Raw genomic sequence first — 12,097 nt, 5'->3', positions numbered from 1 at the left:
CAAGAATATGACCTAACAGATCCTAATGATCCAGAGCGTAAGCGGCTAATCAACCCTTATGTGAATAATGCGCCACGGCCAACACCATATGATAGGCCGCCTAAGTCTAAAGAGAAGGAGCAGGAAAAAGAAGATAATGAGATCATTGCCAACCCTAAGAACACTTTTGCTCTGAAAGAAGCCATTGATCGAAGAATGCGACATAGCCTAGCAGAGGGCAGTCTTAATAACCGTCACAGTGTGCGTTATGCGCTAAAAAGTATGGGATTAACCATCAAGAGAGCAACCAAAAGCAGTATCAGCGTGGCGCATCCTAAAATGAAGCGAAATGTTAGGCTCAAAGGCACTGTTTATGAAGAGGGTTTTCAGGCGTTAGCAGAGCGTGCGCACCTTGTCGAGGAGAGGCAGCAAGATTATGAGAGAGTCAGTGAGTCACGTGGCAATCGAGATTTAAGGACATGGACTAAAGGTATGAAAATCAAAAAAGCGTATCATCAAGAGTTATATGGTGACATCAAAGCGCCTGAGCCTTTAGATTTAGAGATCAAGGACGTTGTCAGCATGGAGCAATCACAGGATGCTACCCCTAGAGTAGATACACCAACCCCGCAGCGTTCTTACAATGGGCCAAGGCCGTAATCGTTTGACTGCACTGTTCAGCAGTCAAAACCTAAACCCAAACCATCTTTTTCTTTTGGTAGGTCTGGGCGCACCTGCGGCTTCTTTTTCAGATAGCGGCTCAGGCTCTAATGATACTTGTTGCTGGTGATCGCTATGTTTAGGGGCAGGGCCTTTAAATTCTAGCAGTCGGATCTGCGTTAAGTCATGAATACTGGCATTGGCTTTTTCTAGTGTTTTGTTGAGCTGACTTATTTGCTCTTGGTAATTCGCTATCAGCTGTTTTTGATCACGGACTTGCTGCTCTAAGTGTTCATTCTTCATCTTTTCAAGTGCTAACTGATGTTCAAGCGCTGTACAGTCTGGTACGTTTTGACTGTTCAAGGACGTACTGTTTCTAGTGTTCACTGATTGTTCAGTACGTTTTTTGGAAGTTGGCTCACCAAACACGCGCAACATTTCTGAAACGTCTATTTTCTTATCTGCTGTTCTAGAAATCTCACCATCATTGATTTTCTGATAGATCGTCGTTCTTGATACACCCCATTCTCTTGCTGCTTTTGTCACCGATATGTTCATTGTTCACCTAGTGTTCAAGTACGTTTTTAAGACCTGTACAGTGCAACTGTACAGAACGTTCAGTGAACAACTATCGCACTAACGTAGCGTCTAAACAAATTTTATATTTCAGTTAATAGTAATAGCCGATATTTAAAAACTATTGGAAACACTCTAGGAAAACTAGGAAAAGGTTTACCTTATGTAACTAGTACGATAATATTGCGTAACATAGCTATTTACGCTTCAACTATATCGGGTTTAAAAATATTATGTTTAATTTGAATAGAATTATTACTTTGATTACCGTAACTTTGTTTATGACTGCTTGTACCTCCACTCCTAGACCTTATCAAGTATCAACTTGGTATAAAGAAGGTATAACTAAAAGTGTAACTAACGACAAAATAGGTCATTGTAAAGTAGAGGTTGGGGCAAGCAATTTGTCACAAGAACAAGCTCGAAAGCTTGTCACCTACTGTATGAAGGCCGATGGATATAGATTAGTAACAGAAACTAAATATAGATAAAACTTAAGGGGCTGTCCTAGGGCGTGTCCTCATTTTGAAAATGGTGATAAAAATGAGATAAATAGCCGTCAAACAAGGAAGATAGCGCAGATAATATCGAGATATTCGTCAGCTATTTGACACCGTTTGGCCAGATTTAGCCCATTTATATGGCTATCGATTGAATTGAGGACACGCCCTAGATAAGTAAAATTATTTAGGATAGCACTATGAGAAAGAGTAAACTAAGTTGGTATAAACAAAGCAGACTAATCGAGCTATTTGTTCAGCTAGTTTCTTAATGTCAGATTGAGTCGTCATTGCTATAAGCAGTTACACAGAATCTGGGATGGGCTCGATAGATTTGTACAATATCATTATTTCCTCATTAACTTCATCATACAAATCTTCCCTTAATAGACTATATTTATTTGTCGTATTTAGAGTCTTGAACTTATCAATCTCTCTGTCAAAAGACACAGAACACATAATAAGCTGATTCCTATCTGATAAACGATCAACACATAGGTCAAATATTTTTTTCGTTATGTTCTGATCGGGGTCTTGTTGTTTAGGAGAATCAATCACAACAGGAAGCATAGGGATTGATGATTTATCCCTAATTGTGTTTAAAAGAGCGTAATGGTAAGCCAAAACAGATCTTGGAGCGCGACTCCCTGTTTCTCTTTTTGTAATGGCGTGGTAATGAGTAGCATCTTTCACAACAGGGTTTTTAATTTCTAATTCACGCTGAGCAAATTTTAAATGCTTCTTGAATGCATTATTAATTTCTATAGTGTTTTTTCTGCTGGTGCACTCAGACATCTCTGTAACTAGCCTAGCTTTAGAAACAACTAGTTCGCTGATTTCTTCCGATAGCTCGTTCATTTGCTCATCAAACGTAAACTCAACTTCCTTACTAGCTTGCGATCTAATGATATCTTGCAAGGTTAACTCACCTTCTGTTTTTTGCAGCATATTCTTTAGTTCAGAGCTTGTTTCTTGAGCATCTTTAAGTTTGCCTTGAATATTTTCTATATCTTGATCGTATTTAGCCTTTTGTTCATAAAGTTTAGGTATGACTTCTAATAGTATTTCTTGATTCTTGAGCACTGCATATCTATCATCTAAGCTTGCTATTTTAGATAAAGAATTAATATCATTTTCTGCAAGTTGTTTCTTAGACTCTTCAATATCAGACGCTATCTCGTCTCGCAATGACAACGTTTGGATTAGCTCTGTTCTGTACGCAGTTTCCTGCTTATGTAGTTTCTGAGACTTGATCAGAAACCCTTGGAGTAGTACTTCGTAATACTCCACATCAATATCAAAAAGCACTCTACCAAAGGAGGATTCAAACCTTTCCTTAGCAGCTTCAAGTGCTTGTAATATGCCACGTAGTCTAGCTAAATCAAAATCTATTAAACTGATTTCACCTTGTAACTTATAGTATTTTTTTGGTCTAACCCCTGTATGGAACTGAAGAATGCTTTTCTGCCAATCCTTATACATACCTAGACCATTAAACGACTCTAATACACTACTCCATCCGTTATCTTGGTCAATATAAAAAGGTAAATAGAGAGCAGCTGGATATGCTTGTGCTTGTATTCCTGTGTTCTTTACGATCAATTTCAGATTAAAATCAAAAATATCACCTACTACTTTAGCTATTTCTAGGCGCTGTACGGACGATACGAGTTTCTTACTGTTATCACTAAGGTCAAATATAGAGATACGTTTATCATGACGTATAAAGGCATAATCTCGACCCTTAATGCATATAATTACTTTTGAAATGAAATTGTCATCTATCCACTTATTATCGAGACGAACATCAGCTCCTAACGTATAGTATAAGCTCTTAATGAGACTAGATTTCCCAGTATCATTCTCACCATAGATAAGGTTAATATCCGGTGAAAACTCAAAAGAGAACCCTTTTTTTTGGTCAAGAGAGAGTAAGTGAGTGCTTTTAAAGTAGATGCTTTTCATTTCTCACCTTCTAATAACTGCTGAATTATTGAGTAGACTACGATACATTCTTTTTTACCTGATTTTTCTAAAGCCATGGCGTATGCTGGGTGGAGCTCATCAATATATTTTATAGTATCTTTTATATATGCACTCAAATCTAAGACAATTTTTGCTGGGTCATAAAGAGAGCTAGCAACATCCAAATACTTACTCGACGGGCTCTTCTCTTTCTTATTTATATCCATACAGACTCGAGAAAACACCCCTTCTAAACGTATCATCTGTAACGTGTCTGCATTCAAGTCCATGAAGATAAGTTTTGCCTTTTCCCAATTAGGTCTTAAGTCATCATTTGCTCTGAGAGAATCAATAACCTTGTTAAACGCTTTTGATGAAAACCCCTTTTTCGACACTAAATCTACAATTTCAATAATACCATCGGACTTGAATTTTGATTTTTCCCTACATTCTGTAGTGAGTAGATTGATCAAAGCCTCAATATGAAGGTTCGTATTTACTCCATATTTTTTGCTTAAAAAATCGCATAGCTTCCCTTTTAAGTGAGTTAAATGATCATGTAAACTCAGAGAAGACTGTACAAACAGCAAAGTAGAAAGATCGATGTCTTTCTCGGCAACCTTAGCTTGAGCTACGATTGCTTGTTTCAAGTTATCTTGCTCTTTAACTTCCAAAGTGCTCGCATGAAAAGACGTTTTGCCTCCCACTTTGGAAAAATTAATCACGGCATTAGTTACGAACATCAGCTTGGGTGCTTTAGGTGTATAGCTTGAAAATATTTTTTGTAATAAAAACTGCTTACTAATGATAGAAATAGGAGCCTGAACAGTTTCTTTATATAAGCTGGTAGGTGTCCAGTGTGATTCTTTAGTTTTAACTTGTACGAATGTTAAATCCTGAGGGTTACTTTCACAATCAACTATTACTACGTCATCGTGGTATTCGAAAATAAATACATAATCCTTTCCCTTTAGTTCGTATTCAAGCATTTCTGATAGCGCCCAACAGCTCTGATAGTCAAATCCTCTCTGAGCTATTTCGCCCCCTCTTTCAGTTTGAGGGATATTGATTAGAGCATCACCTAGAACCATACATTACCTTACACTTTCTAATACAGATTATATGAAACCAAGTTGGGAGATATTAAAATTCGGGCACACTATAGCATTGCCACTATAGGTTTATAGCAAATAATAAGTTTATAGATGTTTTTATATTTTTATTACCCAATAGGTTAACAACCGAACTATAGCTGTTTGTTTAGTAAGAAAGCTAGAACTATAATTCATAAACTTAATTTTTTAAATGTGTAATGTTTGAGTCCCTCTGACTAAGAGCGCGTTTTCGAGAACTGTGATATATTCACCTAACGGTTCATATTTCCCAATTCTCAAAACACGTTGGGGACACCCCAAACCCCAAAAACCAAGCTCGAAATAGGTAGTCGTTATGGCGATATTCATGGCAAGCACCAAGTCAGTATCAAGAGGGCAAGGGCAAAATGCGGTTGCTGCTGCTGCCTATCGTGCCGGTGATAAATTGCTTGATGAAGATAAAGAACATGGAAAAACGCACGACTATGAAAAACGCAGTGGCGTATTAAGTGCTGATATTATTTTGCCGACTGCCTTAGCTGGTGGCGACATTGGCAGATCCGAATTATGGAACATGGCTGAACGTAATGAGACTCGAAAAAATAGTCGCGTGGCTCGTGAATGGCTGATCGCCCTACCGCATGAATTGAGTGAACAAGATCGTAAAGTCTTAGCTCATGACTTCGCCAGAACCCTAGCCGATAGATATCAGGTGATCGCCGATTGCGCGATCCATGTACCAACCGCTAAAGAAATCGAGCGCGGTGCAAGCCCTCTTAACTTCCATGCCCATATTTTATTGACCACGCGCACTGCCACGATCGACGATGACGGCAAAATCTACTTAACCAAAGACAAAGCCGACAGCGAAATATCAGACGATGACCGTAGGAAAAAAGGCTTACCACGCATGAGCGCTGAAATTAAGACAGTGCGTGAGCTGTGGGAACATACCGCCAACAAGGTACTGGAAGCGAAAGGGCATCATTTAATCGACAGCCGTAGTTATAAATCACAAGGTATCGATCTAGTACCCCAAATCAAGATGGGTAAAGACGCTACGCACATGGAACGTAAAGGGATACCGACCGAAAAAGGTAGGTTTAACCGTGAGATTATCCAGTCTAATGAGTTGGTTTGGAACAAGCACTTAAACGACAACCAAAAAACCAATGCTAAAGCAGATCGAACCATTGCAGATCTACGCGAAAGCAAGCTGTTCATCGTCCCAGCTGTGCCAAAACCTAATTTTAAAGAGCGCAAAGTCTCTGATGTAGACCTAGCACGCGCCTACGATACGGCAAATAGACTTAAAAACATAAAGCTCGATCGTGAGAAAGCACAGCAAGCCGAGCAAGAGCGACTAAGGCAGAAGCAAATAGCTGACGCTGCACAAAAAAAGCAAGAACAGTTAGAACAAGAGAAGCGAGAGCAACAACAGCGCAGAGAGCAAATACGCGAAAGGATTGCTATGGAGACACGGCAATTTAATCAGCACTATAAACAATTAGCACAGCAACTCATTAAGTTTGATAAGCCACACTTGCAGAAAATAGATCCAAACAGTGAGTTTGGCAAACATCTTGTGGCTATTGTAGCCGCAGATACTCTTATGCGAGAGCTTACACGCTATCAACGCGATCCTAGTACCACAAAGCACCAACGAGAGCTTGCAGAGATCCAATACGAGCGTTTAGGCAACACCCTTATCGCGCAATCGCAATCAGCATTAGATAGCAGCAAAAGCACACGACAGAGCATGACGCAAAAAGAGTATACAGCAGCATTAAAGGGCGTTTTTGATGCTATGGTACCTGAACATAAGCAGAACCTCACACAAACGCAGCAGGAGCGCCTACAGAGCGTCTCATCAGCCCTTAATGACCATAGCTATGATATCAATCGCAGTCGTAGCAGAGGACTAGGATTTCAGATATGACCGATAACGCCCAGTCGATTGAAATAGCAGAAATAATATTTACCCTTCAAATACTCATCGAACACCAGCAAGAGCTATTAGCAGAAGGTAAAGCTCAGGGTCAAACTAACGATGAACATGTAAAACAAATTTCAGCAATGATAAGGCAGTTAACTGAGCTATTAAAAACGTATCAAGATAACGCCCAGTCGATCACAGACAACACCATTCAATCTATCAAAAACACTATAAGCGTAGCCTTTGAGAAAAACCAAGAAAGCTATCATGCCCTGATAAATAAGGGCTTTACTACCCATATAGACACAGCGACTAAAAAGCTATCAATGGTTGCTGATAAGGTTGGACAGGAATTAGACGATATTAAGATTGCTGCTACCAACTCGAAAACAGAGTTTAAAGAGAGACAGGGATTTTTTAAATTGTATGAGAGCACGTATGACGATCAAAGCAAGAAGCTCAAAGAGAGTGTAGAAGGTGCCGTTACTGCTATTATCAAAGATACTAAAGACAAGCTTGAAGATATTGGCAGTGACTTTAGCGATGATTTAGCAAAAAAACTTAGCTGGAAGGTAACTATGATATTTAGTGCTGTTTGCTTTTCAATTGTGCTTTTCACATTTGGTTTATCTTGGTTATTTATTCCCAGTAAAGCTGAAATCAGTGATCGACAAGCAGACTATGATGAACTCGCTAAGGCTCAAGTCATGCCTAGTATTACTAAACGTGCAGATGGTTATTATGCACGGGTTGATTCTAAAATATGTATTGATAACCCTGATTCATACCCATGGAACAAATCCCTGTTATGCAAAATTAAGTAAGCTAGTTCATGTTTTAGTCATTAAAAAAAAAGCTTTTAATTCTTTAGTTATCAACAACCAATAATGCTTTTAATGCTTTTAATGCTTTTAAATGCTTTTAAGTACTCTACAGCCCTTTCCAGTCATGACTTGTAGCCTTCATATAAGGACGTTTAGTTACCCATATAAGGACGTTTAGTTACCCATATAAGGACGTTTAGTTACCCATATAAGGACGTTTAGTTACCTTATAATGACTATAATTAATTTGTCATTATAAGGACTTTAATATAGCATGTCATTTAATAATAACAGGGAGGTGATCTCGTGAGTAAAGGTAACTTAGTCGTTAAAACAAATCAGCTTAATTCAGCCCTACAAAATTTATCTTTGCCTGAAATCCGCATTGTTCAATTGGCGATAGTGGACGCTAGGGAAACCAATACAGGACTAAGTACCGATAAGCCTTTACGCATTGATGCTTTGCGCTATGCTGAGATGTTCGAAACCACTCGACAGAATGGCTATAAGCGTATGAAAGAAGCTGAGGAAACCTTATTTAATAGACGTTTTAGCTATATTGACGATGAGGGTAAAGTTATTAAATCTCGTTGGATACAGCAAGTACGATATCTTGATGACGAAGGTGCAATTGAATTAGTCTTTACCCTTGCTGTGGTTAATGGCATTAGCCGTATTAATGGTGCAGAAGATTTTTTCACCTCATACCTGCTTGAGCAAACAGCCAGTATGGACAGTATTTACTCCGTTAGGCTTTACGAGTTATTAGTACAGTGGAAAGCTGCAAAGCAAACCCCAATGTTTGATCTTGAGAAATTTAGAGAGCAGCTCGGTGTTGAGGTTAGTGAATATAAGGCAATGTGCGACTTTAAAAAGCGTGTATTGCAAGTAGCTATTGATGAGATTAACGAAAAATCAGATATTAAAGTTAGCTATGAACAAGTTAAAAAAGGGCGGAGCATAGCTGGCTTTAAATTCAAGGTTTTAGCTAAAGATAAGCCAAAAAACGCAAAGCAAGAAGGTAATAGAGACATAACCACAGCAGATATGTTTACAATTGAAGGACTAAACGACAAGCAATTAGGTCGTATTGCTCGCAATCCTAGCTTTATGGCAGATTACAATCACTTAGTGAGCTCCACTAGCCCAGCCGGTCAAGACGTTAGAGTGTGGGAATCAGTAATAATAGATCGCCTTAAGCAAGACCCTTCAGATTTTACCAAGCGACCAATTAAAGATTATCTTAAATACTAAAATACTTAAGGTAGGCATTAGAATACGCGGTATATAATAAGTTTCATATAAAAGAGAGATAAAAATGAAAATTCTACAAGTTACTACCAAAGATTATGATGGCAATCAAATAGATATCGCTGAATTTAAAAAAGAAGACGGAGCTGTAGCCCGTATCAAACAATGGGTTTTAGAAAGTGCTCAAAGAAATCAGTCAGAAGTTTTAGATGAACTTGAAGGTCGAGAAAAAGAAGAGTTAGAAGTTATAAATGATTTAAATAATGCGGCTATATCTCATCAAAAAGAAAGCTTTATTGAGTCATTAAAAGAGATAGATGAACATGACTTTGAGACTAGCAATGAATTAGAAACCTCTATGGGCTTAGATTTTAAAATAACAGAAAAGACCTTATTGTAATGCAGTATAGGCATTATCAGATCTTCTATCTGAAGTAGATAGAAGGGTTGATAATGCCTAATCAACAAAGTTTAAATTGATTCGCTATTATAGATAGATTGAGCCTTTCCCAAACTCTGTGTAACTGCTTATTCTCCTGTTAGTGGATTATAAGCAGTTACACACTTTTTAGGAAAGGCTCTAGAGGGCGATTTCTGACTATTGTTTATTACCAATTTTAATAAACTAAATACTCTCTAATAGGGCGTTTTTTAAACTGCAAAGCATCTTCTTTAATTCGCTTGATCATCTCAACCTCCCAAACTTTCATATCCTGACCAGCTGGGCTAGTTGAGCTAACTAACTCGTTATAATCTGCTACAAAGCTAGGATTACGCGCAATACGCCCTAGTTGCTTATCATTTAGTCCATCAATAGTGTACATATCATCATTAGCGTCATCATGAGTCACTTCAGCACCGATCTTTTTCTTGTCTTTTTTCACCTTAAATCGGAAAGTAAATCCCGTGATAACTCTGCCATTTTTATGCTGTTCGTATTCAACTGTAATATCAGTATGTTCATTAATTTGTTTAACTGCTAGATCTAACACCCTTCTTTTAAATGCTTCTATTCGCTTGTATTCATCCACTAATCCCAACTTTTCTCGTAATTCCTTAAGTGATATCTGGTTAGTTTTCCCCACTGAACGCCATTGGATAATTAGCTCATAGAGCCTTATAGCATACTCACTTTGTAGACCTACGACTTGTTTTAATTCGTATTCTGTATATCTAGCTTCTAGTCTAGTAATTAACGGTATTACATCACTCGCAAAAACCAATTCAACACATCCTAAGTCATCGATATAGCCAATCTTATCGACCCACCGACTTTTATAACGCCCTGTTTTCCCTGACCGTTCATCAAGCTTACTATAGGCAAAACCTGCTTCATACAATCCCTCTACAGCTCTCTTCATCGCTTCGTACGACGTATGTTTTTCTACATCAAATTGCTTAGCGTAACTTTGAGCGTAAATCCGTAATAACCCTCCAGCTTCTATCAGGGTCTTTTGTTCTCTAGCTTCAATAATGGCTAGGAAGATTAACCTCTGCTCAACCACACCCAAGCTATAACTTGCACCAATTAAAGAATTATCTTTAGTAACCAACTGTTTGTTCATATCGACCCCTTGTATCCTGTAAGCAACACTAATACATAAAAGCCTATAAAGCAACTCAATTATACTATTGTTGCTTTATAGGTCGTAAAACGTTGCTTTATAGGTCGTAAAACGTTGCTTTATAGGTCGTAAAACGTTGCTTTATAGGTCGTAAAACGTTGCTTTATTAGCTGCGAGAGCCTTTGCTATCAAGGGATACAGCTTACTTAAAAGCTTTTAAAAACTATTAAAAACATTAAAAACCTTTTACTTCTTATTTTCTAATTCTTCTTCAGTAGGATACTTCTCTCTAGCTTTACGTATAGCTGGTTGTACAAACCACTCCCAGTAATTCATTAGCTCATCATAATGCTCACTGATATAGCCCATTAGCTGAGCAGCAGTAAAATCGTATCTATGATCTTTAGGTTTAGAGAATTGAGTTAATTTTGATTTACTGACATTAACTCCAAAGTACCTAGCTATTTGCATAGCTCTATAAGAGTTAACTTCACGTTCTAACCTATACCCATCTTCTATACCAAGTTGGCAAAGTTCAGTACCACCAAAATCAATATCCTTTAAGAACTCAATCATGGCTTCAACTCGAGCAGAACGTACCGCATTGTAACGTTGCATATTCCTACGTCTCTTATCCATAAATAACTCACTCACTTTTAGAATAGGTACAGACAATAATAATACCATAGGTACAGTCATTTATCGTATGTAGGTACACACAATAGACAATCTATAGGTACAGCCATTTATTTCTAATTAGGTACAGCCAAATATAAATTATATGCTATTATTTATTAAGCCAGCAGTCCTAAGAGGGGGCTATTTCCGCTTCGCTACAATATCCTCTCTTAGGTGCTGACAAAGGGGCTATCGCCCCCTTGACCCCCAACCACCCCTATGCCTAGAACAGGAGCCAGTCTTATGCCACCAATTAGCGGTAAAAAAAGGACTAAAGAGATTGCGATTCGAGTCACTGAGGATGAGTTAGCTGAGCTAAAAAAGCGACAACAAGGAACGACAATGGCAGGATGGATGCGTGATTTAGGTTTAGGGGTAACTCCAATGAAGCCAGCTGACCCTGAGTTGGTTCGCGCACTTGGCCGCATTGGTTCTAACCTCAATCAGCTCACCAAACACGTTAATATCAATAAGCAGGTAGATGAAAACGTACTTGAGCAGATCAAAGCGATTAGGGCGTCTATCGATGCGCTGCTTAATGAGCATTTGCGAGGTGAGGAATGATTGTTAAATTCTTTAGGCGAGGGCAAGGATCAGGCGCAGGGCCGCTTAATTACTTATTGGGCGGTAAGGATACTCCTAGGGAGGGTGCAAAGGTGCTCTACGGCGATCCTAGGCTCACTGAGCAGCTGATTAATACCACACTATTCAAGCAAAAGTATAAAGCAGGGGTGCTGTCTTTTACCGAAGATGCCGAAGGGTTTACGGATAAGCAGAAAAAAGACATCATGCAGCGCTTTGAAGAGACACTGTTTGTAGGGCTTGAGCCCGATCAGTACGATATATTGTGGGTTGAACATACTGATAAGGGTGGACGGCTTGAGCTAAATTTTGTGATCCCGTGTCAAGAGCTGCGAAGTGGTAAGCGGCTGCAGCCGTTTTATGCCGGTGCTGATATGGTACGAGTCAATGCGTTTAAGAACATTATCAATCAAGAATATGACCTAACAGATCCTAATGATCCAGAGCGTAAGCGGCTAATCAACCCTTATGTGAATAATGCGCCACG

Annotated in this window: 10 protein-coding genes and 2 pseudogenes; 7 read left to right on the top strand and 5 right to left on the bottom strand. The window is 38.7% G+C overall.

The window, feature by feature from the left end:
• Positions 1–639, top strand: a pseudogene (locus JMX82_RS13725) (hypothetical protein); the annotation flags it as partial.
• Between the two features lie 24 nt (positions 640–663).
• Here the strand turns inward: JMX82_RS13725 and JMX82_RS13720 are convergent.
• The 3 genes from JMX82_RS13720 to JMX82_RS13710 form a co-directional block, all read right to left on the bottom strand.
• Positions 664–1,197 (bottom strand): plasmid replication DNA-binding protein, encoded by a 534-nt coding sequence (locus JMX82_RS13720; RefSeq protein ID WP_201540941.1) that lies wholly within the window; start codon positions 1,195–1,197, stop codon positions 664–666.
• Positions 1,198–2,018: 821 nt separating this feature from the next.
• On the bottom strand, positions 2,019–3,680 hold the full coding sequence (locus JMX82_RS13715) for a hypothetical protein (protein ID WP_201540940.1): 1,662 nt from the start codon (positions 3,678–3,680) through the stop codon (positions 2,019–2,021).
• On the bottom strand, positions 3,677–4,771 hold the full coding sequence (locus JMX82_RS13710) for a DUF4297 domain-containing protein (RefSeq protein WP_201540939.1): 1,095 nt from the start codon (positions 4,769–4,771) through the stop codon (positions 3,677–3,679). The genes JMX82_RS13715 and JMX82_RS13710 overlap by 4 nt, the downstream gene beginning before the upstream one ends.
• 370 nt (positions 4,772–5,141) lie before the next feature.
• On the opposite strand from JMX82_RS13710, the gene JMX82_RS13705 reads away from it, so the two are divergent.
• From JMX82_RS13705 to JMX82_RS13690, 4 genes are all read left to right on the top strand, one after another.
• On the top strand, positions 5,142–6,713 hold the full coding sequence (locus tag JMX82_RS13705) for a MobA/MobL family protein (protein ID WP_201540938.1): 1,572 nt from the start codon (positions 5,142–5,144) through the stop codon (positions 6,711–6,713).
• A complete protein-coding gene (locus JMX82_RS13700; protein WP_201540937.1) occupies positions 6,710–7,534 on the top strand; it encodes a hypothetical protein in 825 nt (274 codons plus the stop codon). The genes JMX82_RS13705 and JMX82_RS13700 overlap by 4 nt, the downstream gene beginning before the upstream one ends.
• Positions 7,535–7,840: 306 nt before the next feature.
• A complete protein-coding gene (gene repM / locus JMX82_RS13695; RefSeq protein WP_201540936.1) occupies positions 7,841–8,788 on the top strand; it encodes a replication initiation protein RepM in 948 nt (315 codons plus the stop codon).
• A gap of 64 nt (positions 8,789–8,852) precedes the next feature.
• Positions 8,853–9,185: a hypothetical protein gene (locus JMX82_RS13690; protein WP_201540935.1), complete on the top strand. Its 333-nt coding sequence runs from the start codon at positions 8,853–8,855 to the stop codon at positions 9,183–9,185.
• A gap of 217 nt (positions 9,186–9,402) precedes the next feature.
• On the opposite strand, the gene repM (JMX82_RS13685) is transcribed toward JMX82_RS13690, so the two are convergent.
• Positions 9,403–10,350: a replication initiation protein RepM gene (gene repM, locus JMX82_RS13685; RefSeq protein WP_201540934.1), complete on the bottom strand. Its 948-nt coding sequence runs from the start codon at positions 10,348–10,350 to the stop codon at positions 9,403–9,405.
• Between the two features lie 246 nt (positions 10,351–10,596).
• Positions 10,597–11,037 carry a hypothetical protein gene (locus JMX82_RS13680; RefSeq protein ID WP_227676805.1) on the bottom strand — a complete coding sequence of 147 codons (441 nt, stop codon included), beginning with the start codon at positions 11,035–11,037 and terminating at the stop codon, positions 10,597–10,599.
• 234 nt (positions 11,038–11,271) lie between these two features.
• Here JMX82_RS13680 and JMX82_RS13675 point away from each other — a divergent pair, with 234 nt between their 5' ends.
• Both JMX82_RS13675 and JMX82_RS13670 read left to right on the top strand, forming a co-directional pair.
• Positions 11,272–11,592, top strand: coding sequence for a plasmid mobilization protein (locus JMX82_RS13675; RefSeq protein ID WP_201540933.1), 321 nt, complete (start codon positions 11,272–11,274; stop codon positions 11,590–11,592).
• Positions 11,589–12,097 (top strand): annotated as a pseudogene (locus tag JMX82_RS13670) (relaxase/mobilization nuclease domain-containing protein); the annotation flags it as partial. The gene JMX82_RS13675 and the pseudogene JMX82_RS13670, both read left to right, overlap by 4 nt.

Origin of the sequence: Psychrobacter sp. 1044 (genome assembly GCF_904846525.1) — a bacterium.
Lineage (GTDB): Bacteria > Pseudomonadota > Gammaproteobacteria > Pseudomonadales > Moraxellaceae > Psychrobacter.
This window is presented reverse-complemented; position numbering and strand designations above follow the sequence as displayed.